Origin of the sequence: Sediminispirochaeta bajacaliforniensis DSM 16054 (assembly GCF_000378205.1) — a bacterium.
Classification (GTDB): domain Bacteria; phylum Spirochaetota; class Spirochaetia; order DSM-16054; family Sediminispirochaetaceae; genus Sediminispirochaeta; species Sediminispirochaeta bajacaliforniensis.
Window position 1 is genome coordinate 19,763 of the sequence record NZ_KB899427.1, and the last position, 16,739, is coordinate 36,501.

The 16,739-nt window shown below is 50.2% G+C and carries 18 protein-coding genes and 1 pseudogene; 9 read left to right on the forward strand and 10 right to left on the reverse strand.

Annotated elements, in window-relative coordinates; translation table 11 throughout:
* Positions 1-84: 84 nt before the first annotated feature.
* The gene (locus F459_RS0118010) at positions 85-1,272 is read right to left on the reverse strand and encodes a permease (RefSeq protein ID WP_020614107.1); all 1,188 of its coding nucleotides are present in this window, start codon (positions 1,270-1,272) and stop codon (positions 85-87) included.
* A gap of 1 nt (position 1,273) precedes the next feature.
* The gene (locus F459_RS0118015) at positions 1,274-1,528 is read right to left on the reverse strand and encodes a thioredoxin family protein (protein WP_020614108.1); all 255 of its coding nucleotides are present in this window, start codon (positions 1,526-1,528) and stop codon (positions 1,274-1,276) included.
* A 123-nt stretch (positions 1,529-1,651) separates the two neighbouring features.
* Between F459_RS0118015 and F459_RS0118020 the strand changes: the two genes are divergently transcribed.
* Positions 1,652-1,969 (forward strand): ArsR/SmtB family transcription factor, encoded by a 318-nt coding sequence (locus tag F459_RS0118020; protein WP_026295101.1) that lies wholly within the window; start codon positions 1,652-1,654, stop codon positions 1,967-1,969.
* A gap of 4 nt (positions 1,970-1,973) precedes the next feature.
* Here the strand turns inward: F459_RS0118020 and F459_RS0118025 are convergent, their stop codons facing one another.
* The 3 genes from F459_RS0118025 to F459_RS0118035 all read right to left on the reverse strand — a co-directional run bounded on the left by F459_RS0118025 (position 1,974) and on the right by F459_RS0118035 (position 4,617).
* A complete protein-coding gene (locus tag F459_RS0118025) occupies positions 1,974-2,168 on the reverse strand; it encodes a hypothetical protein (protein WP_020614110.1) in 195 nt (64 codons plus the stop codon).
* The gene (locus F459_RS0118030) at positions 2,161-3,471 is read right to left on the reverse strand and encodes an MFS transporter (protein WP_020614111.1); all 1,311 of its coding nucleotides are present in this window, start codon (positions 3,469-3,471) and stop codon (positions 2,161-2,163) included. The genes F459_RS0118025 and F459_RS0118030 overlap by 8 nt, the downstream gene beginning before the upstream one ends.
* A gap of 150 nt (positions 3,472-3,621) precedes the next feature.
* Positions 3,622-4,617: a LacI family DNA-binding transcriptional regulator gene (locus F459_RS0118035; RefSeq protein WP_020614112.1), complete on the reverse strand. Its 996-nt coding sequence runs from the start codon at positions 4,615-4,617 to the stop codon at positions 3,622-3,624.
* 306 nt (positions 4,618-4,923) lie between these two features.
* Here F459_RS0118035 and F459_RS0118040 point away from each other — a divergent pair, with 306 nt between their 5' ends.
* The 8 genes from F459_RS0118040 (at position 4,924) to F459_RS0118075 (ending at position 13,933) form a co-directional block, all read left to right on the forward strand.
* Positions 4,924-6,837: a PfkB family carbohydrate kinase gene (locus F459_RS0118040; protein WP_245540220.1), complete on the forward strand. Its 1,914-nt coding sequence runs from the start codon at positions 4,924-4,926 to the stop codon at positions 6,835-6,837.
* Positions 6,838-6,843: 6 nt separating this feature from the next.
* The gene (locus F459_RS0118045) at positions 6,844-7,947 is read left to right on the forward strand and encodes a hypothetical protein (RefSeq protein WP_020614114.1); all 1,104 of its coding nucleotides are present in this window, start codon (positions 6,844-6,846) and stop codon (positions 7,945-7,947) included.
* A 2-nt stretch (positions 7,948-7,949) separates the two neighbouring features.
* Positions 7,950-9,233 (forward strand): AGE family epimerase/isomerase, encoded by a 1,284-nt coding sequence (locus F459_RS0118050; protein WP_020614115.1) that lies wholly within the window; start codon positions 7,950-7,952, stop codon positions 9,231-9,233.
* A 55-nt stretch (positions 9,234-9,288) separates the two neighbouring features.
* A complete protein-coding gene (locus F459_RS0118055; protein ID WP_020614116.1) occupies positions 9,289-10,560 on the forward strand; it encodes an ABC transporter substrate-binding protein in 1,272 nt (423 codons plus the stop codon).
* Positions 10,561-10,639: 79 nt separating this feature from the next.
* Positions 10,640-11,533: a carbohydrate ABC transporter permease gene (locus tag F459_RS0118060; RefSeq protein ID WP_020614117.1), complete on the forward strand. Its 894-nt coding sequence runs from the start codon at positions 10,640-10,642 to the stop codon at positions 11,531-11,533.
* Positions 11,530-12,351 carry a carbohydrate ABC transporter permease gene (locus tag F459_RS0118065; RefSeq protein ID WP_020614118.1) on the forward strand — a complete coding sequence of 274 codons (822 nt, stop codon included), beginning with the start codon at positions 11,530-11,532 and terminating at the stop codon, positions 12,349-12,351. The genes F459_RS0118060 and F459_RS0118065 overlap by 4 nt, the downstream gene beginning before the upstream one ends.
* Positions 12,352-12,360: 9 nt before the next feature.
* Positions 12,361-13,308, forward strand: a complete 948-nt coding sequence (locus F459_RS0118070) for an ROK family protein (protein ID WP_020614119.1) — start codon at positions 12,361-12,363, stop codon at positions 13,306-13,308.
* Positions 13,298-13,933 (forward strand): D-sedoheptulose-7-phosphate isomerase, encoded by a 636-nt coding sequence (locus tag F459_RS0118075; protein WP_020614120.1) that lies wholly within the window; start codon positions 13,298-13,300, stop codon positions 13,931-13,933. The genes F459_RS0118070 and F459_RS0118075 overlap by 11 nt, the downstream gene beginning before the upstream one ends.
* Before the next feature lie 7 nt (positions 13,934-13,940).
* On the opposite strand, the gene F459_RS23715 is transcribed toward F459_RS0118075, so the two are convergent.
* The 5 genes and pseudogenes from F459_RS23715 to F459_RS0118090 form a co-directional block, all read right to left on the reverse strand.
* Entirely contained in the window at positions 13,941-14,123 is a 183-nt protein-coding gene (locus F459_RS23715; protein ID WP_013255626.1) for a 4Fe-4S binding protein, read from the reverse strand.
* A 233-nt stretch (positions 14,124-14,356) separates the two neighbouring features.
* Positions 14,357-14,494 (reverse strand): annotated as a pseudogene (locus F459_RS24710) (hypothetical protein); the annotation flags it as partial.
* Positions 14,495-14,649: 155 nt separating this feature from the next.
* Positions 14,650-15,063, reverse strand: a complete 414-nt coding sequence (locus tag F459_RS0118080) for a hypothetical protein (RefSeq protein ID WP_020614121.1) — start codon at positions 15,061-15,063, stop codon at positions 14,650-14,652.
* A gap of 6 nt (positions 15,064-15,069) precedes the next feature.
* A complete protein-coding gene (locus F459_RS0118085; protein WP_020614122.1) occupies positions 15,070-15,501 on the reverse strand; it encodes a SufE family protein in 432 nt (143 codons plus the stop codon).
* A complete protein-coding gene (locus F459_RS0118090; protein ID WP_020614123.1) occupies positions 15,498-16,724 on the reverse strand; it encodes an aminotransferase class V-fold PLP-dependent enzyme in 1,227 nt (408 codons plus the stop codon). The genes F459_RS0118085 and F459_RS0118090 overlap by 4 nt, the downstream gene beginning before the upstream one ends.
* Between the last annotated feature and the right edge of the window lie 15 nt (positions 16,725-16,739).

The window sequence follows — 16,739 nt, forward strand, 5'->3', positions numbered from 1 at the left end:
CACCGCACCTCCTTTGGCTTCTACCTAAAGGATATCCCTTTCGGGTTAACGGTGCGGCGGTTTTATATCATCAGTAAAAAAACTTCACCCGGCCACGGCACCAAACAGAAGCCCTGCTGTCGTAGAAAGCACCACAACGAGAAGAACATACACGATGGTTTTTTTGGCCCCCAACTCGCCACCGATGACAAGCATTGAGGGAAGAGAGAGGGAGGGACCTGCCAGCAGCAATGCCAGTGCTGGGCCCTGGCCCATTCCCGATCCAAGGAGGCCCTGAACGATGGGGACCTCGGTCAGGGTCGCAAAATACATGAAGGCTCCGCTTACGGCTGCAATGAGGTTCGAGGAAAGCGAATTGCCGCCGACAAGAGAGGCGACCCACTTTGTGGGTATAAGGGCATCGTGGCCCGGCCTTCCGAGCAGGAAGCCTGCTATAAGGACTCCACCGAAGAGATACGGAAGGATCTGAAGGGAAAAATCGCGGGTGGCTATTCCCCAGATGCGTATGTCTTCTTTACTGAACCACCTGATGAGGGAAAAGAGCAGTAACAGAGCAAAGGCCGCCGTTATCAGATATTTATAGCGGAAGATGAGATCCCAGGCAGTGCTGCCGCCCTTGGAGGAAGCCCAATTGACAAAGACCAGAATCCCGATCATCGAGATCATATAGACTATCATCTGTCCCAGGGTGCGCCCCTCTTTGCCCCCGTCGTAACGAAACATCCGCTCATCGGAAAGGCGCTCCTCATCCTCCTTTCGGAAAAGCATCTGCATGATCATGCCGATAAGGATCGAGAAGAGTACCGCACCGATCATCCGTGCCACACCAATCTGCCAGCCGAAAATCTTATAGGAAAGGACAATGGCAAGAATGTTTACCGCCGGTCCGGAATAGAGAAAACTCACCGCAGGGCCTAGGCCTGCACCTTTTTTATAGATGCCTTTGAAGAGAGGCAAAACCGTGCAGGAGCATACTGCAAGGATTGCCCCGGACACAGCGGCCACACCATAGGCAACAAGCTTCGGGGCCCTCGGACCAAGATAACGGATCACCGCCCGCTGGTTCAGGAAAACCGTTATGGCCCCGGCAATGAACATGGCGGGAACCAAACAAAGCAAGACATGATCACGTGCGTACTCCCCCAGCATCGAAAAGGCCTCAATCAGCGCCCGGGATACCCAAAGGGAGTCAAAGGGGATAAAATAGGCGGCGAGGAAAACCCCGAAGACGAGAAACAAAGCCTTGTTCGGGCCGAGTTCTTTGTGTGCCATGTTATTTTGCTCCTCTCCCTTCTTCCTCACGGATGAGATCGATGATCTTCTCACTGGGCAGGATCGACCCGCTGTTCTTGACGTCCCCGTCGATTGCAATCGCAGGGGTCATCATCACCCCCATCTCCATGATCTCATCAATATTGGTGACCTTTTCGATCTCCACATCCATACCAAGTTCCGCTACGGCCTGCCGCGCGTTTGCCTCAAGGGCCTTACATTTTGGACATCCGGATCCCAAAATCTGAATTTTCATACACACCTCCATAAGGGTTATCATTCAATGTTTCAAAATTATGAAACTTTGAAAAAACAAAGTCAAGGGATTATTGACAAAGTTTCCACATATGGAAACAATATCATCAGGAAAGGAAGAATGATGACAGAGGAAGAAAGAGTTCGTTGCGAATTACGAGCCCATATGTTCAAAGCCCTTGCCCACCCCCTGCGGATTTTCATGTTGGAAAAGCTGAAAGAACGTCAATGGTGCGTGTGCGAGCTGGCGGAAGAGCTTGGTATGCATAAGTCGACCGTTTCCAAATACCTCACCCAATTGAAAGAAGCCGGTTTGGTGGATGATCAGAAAGAGGGAACCCTCGTCAAATATCATCTCACAGCCCCCTGTGTACTTGATCTGGCCGCATGTGCGGAAAACGCGGTCCTGCGAAACAGGAAAAAGCAGCTGGGGCTTTCGTGATCTTTTATGAATCGGAACGAACTTTCGGCGATCGTTCGTACGAGGGACAAATGTGACCGGTGGCCCGAAAGACCACAACGCTCGGAAGCAGCCGACTCTTAACACCGAATACACTGCAACTGCGGGGAAAGCGGAGGTCCCAGGTAACGGAAAAATAGCGGCAGCTGAGGCAATCGGGATGCTTCCGCCCCTCAGCCATCAGCTTCCTCCGTCCCATGAGGCTTTACGAAGAAGGCAAAGAGCATAAGAGCAAAGGCCAGCACGATAAAACACATCCCTGCACCGCTGTAGGAATCGAAGAGGTCGAGCGAAAGACTGAAGGTAAAGGGACCGACCGCGCTTCCTGCAACCGAAAGAGCCATGGCAAAACCGCTGATGGCCCCCAAATGGCTGAGGCCGAAGAGCCTCGGCCAGATTATGGCGCTGGTGATCCCCATCATTCCCTGCGACAGCCCTACCCCGAGGATGAAAAGGATTTGCATAAGCAGGGGAGAAGATACGACCACGACGGCAGCAAGCAAAAGACAACCGGTAAGCTGAATCAATGCAAAAAGCCGTTCGCCTACATAATCGCTTAAGGTGCTTCCGATAAATTGAGAAGCAACGGCTACAAGGGAGGCGGGAAAAAAGAGGGCAACGGCACGGCTACGGGAGATCCCTGCCTGCCCAAAGATACTCACGACGTGAAACGTAGCCGCCGTTATCAGCAGGGCCGAGAGGGCAATGGTCAGGGCGACCAGCCAGAACTCCGGGCGCCTTCTTGCCTCCTGAAGGGTAAAATCCCGATCGGGAAGGGATTTCACCGGTTTCAGTCTAGCAACAAAAGGATGCGCCTTTCGTTTCGTTCCGACTACCCCGCCGTCGGCTTTCTGCCCCATATCCCGCGGATCGTCACGAAAAACAAAAAAAACGAAAACGGCAAAGAGCGCAAGCCCCAAAGCCATCATTCGCCATGTTTCCCGCCAGCCCGCCGAGGTGATCATCTTGTCGATAAGGCCGGGTGCTGCGGAAAACCCGAGAGAAACAGAGATACCGAGGAAGGCATTCGCAAGCCCCCGACGCCGCTCAAACCACTTCATTGTCATGTTCCTGCTAAGCATGGTGAGATTTCCCTGACCGAAAAAGCGAACAAGAAAAAATCCGAAAGCAAGAACAATAAAGGAGACCACGGTTTCCGGAAGTGCCGTAATGCGTGCCGCTTTCGATGCTATGTGATCACTAAAGGAGAGAAAAATCAGGGTCGACGCAAGAAACAACACTACAGGAACCCCCATCCGCCGAGCCCCAAGGCGATCATAGACCCTTCCGGCGAAAGAGAGAAGGAGGGCGGAGGAAATGGTTCCGATCAGATATGCAAGACTGATCCCACTGCGGGAAATCGAATGAACGGCAAGCAGAAAATCGGTAAAAACCGAAACCCCGACCGTCTGGCCGGGGATACTGGCAAGGGTTCCAAGGATTGCGGCAGGCAAAATAATCCAACCGTAGAAAAAACGCTTCATACTACAGTGGTACCATGAATAGAAGCGGTATGTCGATCACTGCGTGCTTAGCAAAAAAACTATGCTCCGCTTCCAGGAGGAAGATTCATTCACTCAGGATCAGCTGTAACAGCGATCGTACGGCAGCTCTACAGGATTTTATTATAATTCCTAAACGCTTGAGGACCGCACGACAAATTCGGGGGCCAAGAGATGCCGTTTCGGTTTCGAATCGGGAGAGGCCATGAGATCCAGCAGTTCCATTGCAGCGATACGTCCCATATCGCGAATCGACTGAGAAACCGTTGTGAGCGGGATTCTGCACAGACTGGAAAGCCGTATATTGTCGTAGCCGACCACCGAGACCTGCTCAGGGATTGGTATCGAAAGAGCCACCAAATGCTCCATGACCCCCAGGGCGACGTTGTCGTTGGTAATAAAGAGCACACTCCTTTTCCTCTCAATCTCATCCCGTGAGAGGAGAATCGGAACCAGATCATATCCGTCTTCAAAGGTTTTTACGCCCCGATATCGTTTAATATCGCCCTTGGAGTGATCGACACAGTTATAAAAGCCGTCGACCCGATCGCCCATAGACTGATGCTCAAAACCCGTTATCAAAATAGTCTGTTCCTTCTCAAGACTATTGATATAGTGGGCCGCGAGCTCCCCTCCCTTTACATTGTCACAGGAGACATAGGAAATCTCTTCATCTTCCGGAATACAATTCATGAGCACAAAGGGGATTCCCGCATGCTTAAGAAGACGGATCGTAGGTGACTCAGGGAGAACCGGGGCAAGAAGAATACCGTCCACCCTGCTGCTGATCAAAGAACGGACAAGCAAAAACTCCCGTTCTTCAACCCAGCGCGAACTGGAAAGTTGCATTGAATAATTCTGTGTATTCAGGACCCAGTCCACCCCTTCGGCTATCTCAATAAAAAAGAAGTTTGACAACTCATCTATCACCACCCCGATATTCCTCGTAGGCGTACCGGCGAGCCCCTGGGCCAGCTGATTCGGAATATAGTCCATCTGCTTCATGAGCTCCAGGACTCGATTTCTGGTCTTGCTGTTTACCATATCGGGCCTCGACAAAACCCTTGAAACCGTTGATTTGGAAACCCCGGCCGCTTTCGCAATATCCATGATGGTTACTTTATTCATTACAACTCCTTTAACCGATTATGCAACCGGTATCAAAGAAATATCCACTACAAGAGATACATACACCATGTATCACCTATAGGACAGCACAGCCATCTTATCATAATAGCTATTATTGTTGTAATGCAAGAAAAAAATATATATATGTATGTAAATTAATTATATACCGATACAACCAATCTCCCCATACTGTAACAGCGAGAATGACACTCTGTGAAAGATTATCATTGACAAGCCCTAAAACCTACCGTACCATAATAACTGAAACCGGTTGCAGTTAGCAACAACACATGGAAGGGTAACGGATTGGACACTCAAAACATTTTTACTCAGGCGGCCAAGGTGTCGATTGCGGTCATCGGCGATATGTGCCTAGACGTTTATTACTTTGCAGACAGAGGACGAACGGAAATATCCGTTGAAACAGGACTGGAAACCCGATCGGTGAATGCATGTAAACATGAGCTGGGAGGAGCCGGAAACGTCGCAGTTAATTGCAAACGGCTTGGGGCAGGTAGAGTCGATATCTTTGGCATCATCGGAGAAGATGCACACGGCGACATTATCTTATCGCTTTTGGGAAAAGAGGGAATTGGCTCCGCCGGGGTTGTTCGGCAAAGGGACCAGTGGCTTACCCATCTCTACCACAAGATTTACGAAGGGAAAACGGAAACTCCCCGTTATGATATTGGGAATTATAACAAACCAGAGGCTGCAAATATCGAAAAGCTCCTGAAGGTCATTGAAGATACAATAGACGGCTACGATTGCGTGATCATCAATGAACAGGTGATGCACGGCATACATTCCAGGGCCTTTCAGCAGGGATTAGAAAAGATCATCAAAAAAACAGAGGATCGGGTGACATGGTTTGCAGACTGCAGGAAACTTAATGACGTCTATGCCCATACTGTACACAAACTCAATGACAAGGAAGCCTTCGAACTTTTTTCAAGACACACGGCAAAACGCACAAAAAAACGATCCAGTGAAGAAGAAGTCATTCAATGGCTCTATCAACGATGGGAACGCCCTCTGATCATGACCCGTGGGGAGGACGGCGCCCTTGTTCACAACGGCCAAGAGATATTCGAGATCCCGGGGCTTCATATCATCAAAGAAATAGACACGGTAGGGGCCGGAGATGCCTTTATGGCGGGAACGGTTGTAGCCCATGGGGCAGGAGCTTCACTGCAGGATGCGGCTAAAATCGGAAACTTTACCGCCGGGGTTTGCATACAGAAGCTATTCGAAACCGGCCACCCTTCGGCACAAGAGGTGGTGGCCATTGCTTCTGATCCCGATTATCGTTACCGGCCGCAGCTCGCACGGGATCCGCGGCTTGCCCGTAGACATGCAAAAACTCCCATTGAAATTCTCAATGCACACACAAAGGGAAGCTTTTCGGGTACCGCTCCAGAGGTCGCAATTTTCGATCACGACGGAACCATCTCCACCCTGCGCCAGGGATGGGAAGAGGTGATGAAAAACATGATGGTGAAAAGCATTGCCGGCCGCTATTACGAAAAACTCGAAGCATCGCTTCTCAAACAAATAGAAGACTCGGCTAAGGCATTAATCGAAAAAAGCACGGGGGTCCAAACCATCATACAGATGCACGCGCTCCGTGACCTGATTATATCGATGGGATTGATTCCGAAGGAGGATATCCTTAGCCCCAAGGAATACAAGGAAATTTTCAACACCATGCTGATGGAGCGAATCAGCGAAAAGCAACGGCTGCTGGAGGATGGAAGACTTTCCACAGAGGATCTGACCATGAAGGGAGCGGTTGCAATGTTGCGCGATCTCAAGGCAAGAGGCACCCGGCTCTTTCTTGCCAGCGGGACCGACCAGGAAGATGTACGAAAAGAGGCCCGCCTGCTTGGCTATGAAGAGCTTTTCGACGGTGGTATCTACGGATCGGTAGGCGATGTGGAAAACGACCCCAAGCGATTGGTCATCCGAAACATTATCGGAGAAATAGAAGCAAAAGGTTCTATCGATCCTGCCAGGTGCATTGTTTTCGGAGACGGACCGGTGGAAATGAGGGAAGCAAAGAAACACGGACTAACGGCTGTCGGGATCATGAGCGACGAGAGGCAACGCTTCGGTGTCAACTATGCCAAAAGGGAAAGGCTCATCCTCGCCGGAGCAGACATGTTGATCCCCGACTTCTCCTGGAAAGATGAACTTTCCAGGTGGTTCGGCTGGAGGTAAAGGAATATGGGTAAGCAATTTGATCGCTCGAGTATGAGCTACTATCCTTTGAAACAGAGAGCGAGCAAGGTGGACATCGTCAAAAGCTGTGTCACCGAAGAGCAGTTTCAGGGAACCTTAAACCCTGAGGTACGACAGAGGATCGCGATGATCGCAGAAGAGATTCTCAAAGCGCGTAAGAAGGGGGCGTCGGTTATGTGCGCCTTCGGAGCCCACACCATCAAGAACGGGATGGGACGGCTTTTGGGAGACTTCACACGGAAGGGATGGTTTACCCACCTTGCGACCAACGGTGCAGGGGTCATTCACGATTGGGAATTCGCCTTTCAGGGAAAAAGCAGCGAGGATGTACGCGCAAACGTTCAAAAAGGGATGTTCGGAACCTGGGAAGAAACCGGTTGCTATATCAATCTGGCCCTCGCTGTGGGAGCATATGAGGGGCTGGGCTACGGCGCATCGATAGGATCGCTTATCTCCGGGAACGGCCTCGCGATTCCTTCGAAAGAGGAGTTGCTTACGGTCATATCGTCGGACAACGAGCCCTTGGCCAAGCGTGCGGCTGCCGCGGACCTGCTCGATCTGCTGGAGCAGCTGGAAATCGAACCGGGCTTTCTTACAATACCCCACCCCTTCGCATCCTACAGTGTCCAGGCCATCGCCTTCGATGCCGGTGTTCCCTTTACCAGTCATCCGATGTTCGGCCACGATATCATCTATACCCATAAAGCCAACAAAGGGGCCGCGATCGGACGAACAGCGGAACGGGACTTTCTCACCTATGTCCAAAGCGTTTACGGCCTGGAGGGAGGGGTATATCTCTCCGTAGGATCGGCGGTCATGTCTCCCATGATCTTCGAGAAATCCCTTTCCATGTCACGAAACGTTTTACGCAAACAGCAGCGGGATATCCGCGACTGCGGTATCCACGTGGTGGATCTGCAGGAGGAAACCTGGGACTGGAGTCAGGGGGAGCCTCCTGCCGACAATCCCGCCTACTACCTGCGTTTCATGAAAACATTCAACAGGATGGGTTGCAGGGTGGATTATACCTCGGCGGACAACCGGGCTTTTCTTGTCGAACTATATCGCGAACTGAAAAAAAGGAGCTGATAATGAAAGCAAAGATAGCAGACTGGAAAAAGGAGATGACCGAGCACCTGACAAACGAACTACTCCCCTTTTGGACCAGTCGTTGTTGGGACGAGAAATGGGGCGGATTCATAACACAATTCGGTGCGAAAGGGGAAGACACGGGCGTCGACGAGAAATCGCTGCTCGCTCACATGAGGACCATCTACTCCCTCTCCCTGGCCGCAGATCACGGATTCGACAAGGACGGAATCTGCCGTGATCTTGCAGGCCGAGGGGTAAAGCACGCCATAGACCACTATTGGGACCCGGTCTACGGCGGATTCTACTGGCTTTTCGACCGGAAAAACAAGGTTCTCATCGATAAGAAGATCCTTTACGGCCACAGCTTTGCCATCTATGCCTTGGCAACCTACAGCAAGGTCTTCGGCGACCCCACCGCGCTTCACTATGCAGAGGCGTGTTTCGACCTTTTGCAGAAGTATGCGGCGGAAACGACCTACGGCGGCTATCTCGAGATGTTCGAACGGGACTGGAAGCTCTGCGGCCCCGGTAGTCAAGGCGGCGACAGAAAGACCCTCGACGTTCATATGCACCTCATGGAGGCTTTCACCGCCCTTTATGCGGCCAGCGGTAAGGAAATCCATCGGCGTAAGCTCGAAGAGATCATCGAAATCCTGATGGTGAACATTCTTCATCCCACATACAGAACCGGCATTCCCCAGTTTTTCCGTAACTGGGAGATCGCTCCGCAGATCAAATTCGACATCATCTGGGGCTGGGACCGCTTCAGCGAGGGTGATGCGCAGAAACCGAATGCCCTGGATAATACCTCATACGGCCATAACGTCGAGTTCTTCTGGCTTCTGCTCGAGGCCTTGCGGATCATGAATGCCGACCCGAAACCCTACCTTTCGACCTTTCATGCCATCCTCGAACATGCCCTTGCCCACGGAGTCGACAGACAATACGGAGGTATCTATGTCGAGGGCTCACATGACGGGAGCCAGGTCTACGACATGGCCAAAGAGTTTTGGCAGCAGGCGGAATTTTTGACGGGAATGCTCGATGCATACCTCTTTTACGGAGAGGAGCGTTACCTGGATGTGTACGAAAATGTGCACCGCTTCGTTATGGACAAGATGATCCGCCACGATATCGGAGAGTGGCTGCCCCTTCTCGAACGCGAGGGGAAGCCCATCTGGACCCATATGAGCCACTCCTGGAAGGTGAACTATCATACAATCAGGGCCGCTGTCCTCTCTATCGATCGCTTGGAAAAGATAGAAAACAGAATCGGCCAATAATAATCGGAACCCAACCTCCGTCGGAGGTTTAGAAATTTGTTCAAGGAGGAGTTTCATGACGAAAAAGCCATATCTGTTTGTACTGGCGCTCTGTTTCGTCCTTCCTGCACTGCTGTTTGCAGGAGGAAATCAGGAAAGTGAGAATTCGGGAAAATCTCTCGAGATCTTCAGCTGGTGGACAGCCGGTGGTGAAGCCGAAGGGCTTCAGGCCATGCTTGATGTCTTTCATGAGAAATATCCCGACATCGAGATCATCAACGCAACAGTCGCAGGCGGTGCCGGTACCAATGCAAAAGCAGTGCTTGCAACGAGAATGCAAGGAGGAAATCCTCCCGATGCTTTTCAGGTACATGCAGGCCATGAGCTGATCGACACCTGGGTGGTCTCCGGCTATATGGAACCTGTCACCTTCATCCTGAAGGAAAACGGCTGGATGGACAAATTCCCCAAGGATGTCATCGACATTATCTCCTATAAGGGCGAGGTGTACAGTATTCCGGTAAATGTCCACCGCTCGAATGTCATGTGGTACAACCCCAAGCTCTTCAAGGATAACGGCCTCGAACCCCCAAAGAATATGGATGAGTTTTTTACCGTTGCCGAAAAACTGAAAGCAGCAGGTGTCACCCCCCTCGCACTCGGAGATACCAACGGATGGCCTGCCACCCACCTTCTTGAAAGCGTCATTCTCGCATCCACAGGGCCTGAAAAATATCGGCAGCTGTGGGAGAGAAAGGTCTCATGGAGTGATCCCGATGTGCAGGAAGCCCTTGAGAATTATGCCAAAATGATGAATTATACCAATAGTGATCACGCTGCGCTCACCAATATGGATGCGGCCGGTTATGTTGCCGAAGGGAAGGCCGCGATGAATGTCATGGGAGACTGGGTTGCCGGTTACTACAAATCTCAGGACTATACCCAGGGAGTCGATTGGGACTGGATGCCCACTCCCGGAACGCAGGGGAATTTCATTATGCTTTCCGATTCCTTCGGTTTAGCAAAAAATGCACCGAATCGTGAAAACGTCATCAAATGGCTCGAGGTTTGTGCTTCCAAAGAGGGGCAGGATGCCTTTAATCCGATCAAAGGTTCCATTCCCTCAAGGATAGACGGCGATCGTTCAAAATATGATGCCTACCTCAATGCTGCAATGGATGATTTTGCTTCGAACGAAATCGTCCCCAGTGTTGCCCATGGAGCCGCCGTGTCGGAGGCCTGGATAACAAAGATCAACGACATCATGAGCGTATTTACCACCGATCTTGATGTCAAGAAAGCCACTATCGAGTTCCAGGCGGTAGCCGACCGCTACGCTCCCAAATAAGGGATCGGCAATCGTTGTCATCGCGGGGTTTTTGCCCCGTGATATTCATCTTAGAATCGGAAAAGCAGGTTAGGTTGATATGTACTGTCCGAAACAAGAAACACGCAAAGGCTTGCTGGTTGTTCTCCCCCTATCCGCTGTCCTCTTTGTATTTGTCTACGGATTCATCCTTTGGTCGTTGAAGGTATCGTTTTCCGCCTGGGACGGCATCCTCCCGAACATGAATTTCATAGGTCTTGAGAACTACCGGCGCCTTTTTAGCTCCCAGAGGTTTGTGACCGACTTGTTCAATACCCTCTATTTCACCCTCTTTTTTATGGTCGTCTGCATCGTAGGCGGTTTCTTTTTAAGCTATCTTCTCTACTCCCGGCTCAGAGCCGAAGCGCTCTTTCGCACCATCTATCTCTTCCCCCTTTCACTCTCCTTTGTTGTGACCGGTGTGTTGTGGCGCTGGGTTCTCTCCCCGGAGGTAGGGGTCAATGCACTCTTCCATATGCTCGGCTTTAAAGCCAGTTTCGGCTGGTTCACCTCAACCCAGAGCTTCGGAAAATTCAATTACGCGCTGATATCCCTCATCATCGCAGCGTCCTGGCAGTATCTCGGTTATACCATGGCGATGTTTCTGGCAGGGCTTCGCGGTATTCCCGATCAGATCATCGAATCGGCCGAACTCGACGGTGCAGGCGAATTTCGTATCATTCGGAGTATTCTGCTTCCCATGCTCAAGCCCATTACCTTTTCGGCAATGATCGTCCTGGGTCACATATCCCTCAAGATCTTCGATCTGGCCTACGCCATGACGGGAAAGGGACCCGCATTTGTTACCGATTTCCCCGGTCTCTTCATGTTTGAGACGACCTTCAGGGGAAACCACTATGCCGAAGGAGCTGCCATTTCCATCATCATGCTTCTTCTCATAGCCCTTGTCATCATTCCCTATCTCTATTCGACCTTTAGAGGAGAAGAGACATGAGAAGCAGAACATCTGTTGTCGTAAAATATTTTCTTGCCATTCTCTGCGCCCTGTTGTTTCTCTTTCCCCTTTATGTGCTTCTGAACACCAGCCTCAAGCCCTTTTCCGAGGTACGAATCAGTGAAATGTGGATTCCGGCACAACACATCAGTTCAGAAGGCTTTGTCGAATCCTTTTCTAAACTGCGGGGGAACCTTCTCAACAGCTTTTTGCTGGTCATCCCCGTATCATTCTTTTCTATCCTTTTCGGCTCGCTGAACGGATATGTCTTTTCGAAATGGAAATTTCGCTTTTCGAATCTTATTTTCGCGCTTATCATCTTCGGAATGTTCATTCCCTACCAGAGCATCCTCATACCCCTGGTCCAGTCATTAAATAAGATGGGCCTCTACGGGCACTTGAAGGGGCTCATCATTACCCACATCATCTACGGACTTCCGATATCAACCCTTATGTTCAGAAACTACTATGCAAAGCTACCCGATGAGCTGCTTGAGGCGGGAATGCTCGACGGTCTCGGTATCTGGGGTGTTTTTCGAAGAATTATCGGCCCCATATCCGCACCGGCAACGGTGGTGGTTCTGATCTGGCAGTTTACAAGCGTCTGGAACGATTTTCTCTTTGCGGTGGTCATCACCCAAAAACCATCGATTCAGCCGATAACGGTAGCCCTGCAGAACCTTGCAGGGAGTCAGGTTATCGAGTGGAACGTTCAGATGGCCGGTGCGCTTATCGCCGCGATTCCCACCCTTTTGGTCTACATTTTCCTTGGCAAGTACTTCATCAGGGGGCTTCTCGCAGGATCGGTGAAAGGGTAAGGTAGGCACATGGCTTTACAGAACAGTACTCACAAGTTTTTCATCGGTATCGATATCGGCGGCACAAAAACGGCGGTTTCTCTCGGCGACGAGGCGGGGAATATTAGAAAAAAGGAGCGCTTTGCCACGGCCGATCACTACGAAGAGGTGATCGACCAGGCCTGTTCCTCTGTCCGGGCCATGCTGGATTTCGCCTCGCCGCACAAGGTAGAGGCCATAGGGATCAGCTGCGGAGGCCCCCTTGATCCGGCAGCCGGTATTATTCAGGCACCGCCGAACCTTCCCTCCTGGATCGATGTTCCGGTGGTCGACCTCATTGCACGACGTTTCGATCTTCCCGTTTATCTGGAAAACGATGCAAACGCCTGTGCCCTTGCCGAGTGGTATTGGGGTAATGGAAGGGGATGCCGGAATCTGATCTTCCTCACCTTCGGGACAGGGCTTGGAGCGGGGTTCATTCTCGACGGACGGCTCTATTCGGGAACCAGCGGCCTTGCCGGAGAGGTCGGCCATCTGCGGCTTGCCGAAGACGGTCCTCTTTGTTACGGAAAAGCGGGTTCCTGGGAGGGATTCTGCAGCGGCAGCGGCATGAGCCGTCTCTACGAGATGAAATTCGGCCGCAGCCTCAGCGCTAAGGAGATCTGCGACCAGGCGGAAGCGGGGGAAGCCCGGGCCCTGGAGGTTTCCGATACCACCGCAGAATACCTCGGCCGGGGGCTTGCCCTCCTCGCCGATCTTTTCAATCCCGAGCGGGTGATCATCGGAAGCATCTTCTCAAGAAGCGAAGGCCTATTTCGCAAGCGGATGGAAGCGGTGATGAAGGCGGAAGCCCTGCCGCGTACCTTCAGCGACTGCAAGGTGCTGCCTGCCGGGCTTGGGGAACATCTCGGAGACATGGCAGCCCTCGGTGTCGCCATTGGAAAACTACGTCAAAAGGAAGGTTCTTATGATAGATGACAAGCATCTGGACGAGTTGATAGAGCGCTATCCGGCCCTCGCCCCGATACAAGAAGCAATTGCAATGGGTGCCGATGCGATGAAGAAAAGCATCGATGCAGGAGGGAAAATTCTGGTCTGCGGAAACGGAGGAAGCGCCGCCGATGCCGATCACATCGTGGGCGAGCTGATGAAATCCTTCGTAAAAAAACGGCCCATAGCGGATTCTCTGAAGCAGGCCCTCCTTGCGGCGGACGCCGTATTGGGCAGTGAACTTGCAGATTCACTGCAGGGGGGAATTCCGGCGATCAGCCTGACCCAGCACACCGCCCTCTCCACCGCCTTTGCAAACGACGTGGATCCGCATATGACCTACGCCCAGCAGACAGCGGTTCTCGGAAATGCGAACGACATCTTTATCGGGATATCAACATCGGGAAATGCGAAAAACGTTCGCTATGCGGCAATCTGTGCAAAGGCAAAAGGGCTTACCGTGATCGGCCTTACCGGAGAAAGCGGCGGCAAGCTGAAGGCGCTTTGCGACATCTGCATCACCGTACCGGAAACGGCAACCTTTAAGGTACAGGAGCTTCACCTTCCGGTCTATCATACCCTCTGCCTCATGCTCGAAGAGCATTGCTGGTAGATCGGGCTCAGCGCCGTCTGATGGCCCCCATGGGGCAAAAACCGACGCAGCGACCGCAGTTGGTACAACGCTCTGCATCTATTGTGGGTGCGGCAAACCCAGACTGCCGGATGGCACCGGTGGGACAAACCCGTACCGAAGGGCAAGGATGATTCTGCGGACATCGAGCATGAACGACTTCTACGGACATAGGTACTCCTGTTGCTTGTTTTGTCGAAAGGGAATTCGACAAGATGTGTTGTATATTTTATTTATAATATATAGATATAATCTTATTGTCAAGGCAGGGAATAAAAATGGCTCGACGAGTAGTAATCGGTGTGTAGTGCTTGCTGAAAAGAGATTTTAAGCCGCCCTATTTGAATATTATCTTGCATCTGGATTTGATTATAGCCAGCTCTTCAGCACAGACTCTATCAAGATTCATAACGAACGCCAAACGAGATAAATATCTGTCGCATTTATTTCCTGCAACTTTGATGTACGACATACTAATCCGTATTTCCGTTTAGCTACTCCGAAGCACCCTTCAACGACTATCCAATTGAGCTCATCCTGATAGCGCTCCTTCTCCTCTTACTGGAATCTCTCTTATTTGCTCAACTACTTCACGATCTGAAATTTATAGTTTTTCCTTGATGATTAACCCAACAGTGTCCTCCACCCAAATGGCCGCCGAACCGCATGAAAAAATCCTCTAATTCAAGCTGTATTTCTTATAGCACTGAATGAACCAAGACGGATAATCCTCTCACATTCTTTTGTGAAATCAAAAGCTCTGCATCGGGATGAATATGTAAATCCTTCTGAATAGCATACAACAGCATGACTTTTTTAGCCGATGCCGAGGAAACATTGTCACAAGGCACAGCCTTATCGAATTTCTTAATCATCTTTGGATCCAGTTTTATACTCCGAGCCAAACTCTGTTCCGCCAATTCTTGTAGCTGATCTTCCATACAGTTGTCACTCAAGAGAAATTTTGCCAAGATATACTTGCGCAAATGCTCATAAACGAATTCCAAAGAAGGGTCTGACTCGTTTCTGATGATTTCCGCCTCGTTTTCGGCCTTTGCATGAGCCATAGACAACAGATGAATTACAAGGTTTTTTCGTTTTTCGATTGTCACACTATCTCACTCCGTTTCAATGCATTTTGCGGCAAAATCCTGTATCGTTGAAAAAACAGAATGCAACCCATGGAATCGATCCGTAGATATCTGGCTCTTTATATTGGTTTCCTCGATAAAGCGAGGATGAAAAGACAAAATTTCCTCTGGCGTTCTGTTATCCAAAAGCAGTATATACATAGCAAGGAAGCCTCTGATAATAAGTGCTTCACTATCAGCTCGAATTCGGACTTTTTTATCGACATACTTCAATATGATCCATACACCTGATTGGCACCCTGGAACCTTTCGCTCATTAGTCCTTTCCTGCAATTCGATATGTGGTATATCCACAGAAATCTCTATTAAATATTCGTACTGTAAAAACCAGTCTCCTAAATTATTAATGTCCTCTATGAAGGTATCTTCCAACTGAGAAATAGACATTTCTTCAGTCATTTTTTAATCCACCTACTCATTAAATCCTGTGTTTGTCGTATTGCCAGGCATGCCTCATCGATTTCTGTGCGGGTATTATAAAATGCAGGCGATAATCGAAGCGCCGCAGTAACACCGAACCGCTGTAATGCCGGTTGAGCACAATGCGTACCCGAGCGGATTGCAACGCCCAATTTGTCTAGTATACTAGCCGCATCATAAGGATGCATAGTATCCAAAACAAAAGAAACTACACCTGCGCGATTAACAGGATGACCTAAGACATGTAGTCCTGCAACTTCAGAAAGTTTTTCCACGGCATAATCGACAAGCATACTTTCATAATCGGCAATGGCTTTACGCCCAAGTCTGTCTATATATCGTATTGCTTCCGCTAAGGCAATAGCACCTGGATAGTTGGGCGTTCCAGCCTCTAATCTATACGGCAGCGGTGCTTCGGTAAAATCTTGATCCGTTACAGTACCTACCATCCCGCCTCCAAGACGTGATGGTTTCAACATCTCCAAGAGTCTTCGTTTACCATATAGCACACCGATACCGGCAGGCCCCATGATCTTATGGCCGGAAAAACAGTAAAAATCATAATCTTCTGCAGAAACATGTGTATCGCAGTGCCTAATGCCTTGTGCTCCATCCACAAAGATTACAGCACCGGCCTCATGAGCCAGCCGCGTCATCTCGCCCAACGGCATTACTGTTCCCGTAAGATTCGAAACCTGTGTAACTGCGACCAATTTAGGATTCTGAGAAAGAATTTTCTTGTATGCCTCCATATCAGGCATTCCATCAGGACATGGTATGATTGCAAACGTTGCCCCCGTTCTATGGCACAGCCTTTGCCACGGAAGAAAATTGGAATGGTGTTCAAGTTCGGTTATGACAATCATATCATTGATATGTAACGTCTCACGCAGCCCATCAGCTGCCATATTGATTGAATCGGTGGCCCCTTGAGTAAAGACAATCTCTTCTTTACTATCCGCCCCCAAAAAATCACGGACAGTTATTCGCGCATCTTCATAAGCCTGGGTCGACCGTTCACTAAGGGTATAGATGCCACGATGTATATTTGCATTATCATGCAGATAATGAGAACGAAGCCGCTCCAATACGCAGAGAGGCATCTGCATTGTCGCAGCATTATCCAGATAAATGAGCGGTCGGCCATCTATTTTTGTTGAAAGTATGGGAAAATCTTCCCGAATTTTTGCTACAGGTAACATAATAGCTTCTTAAAA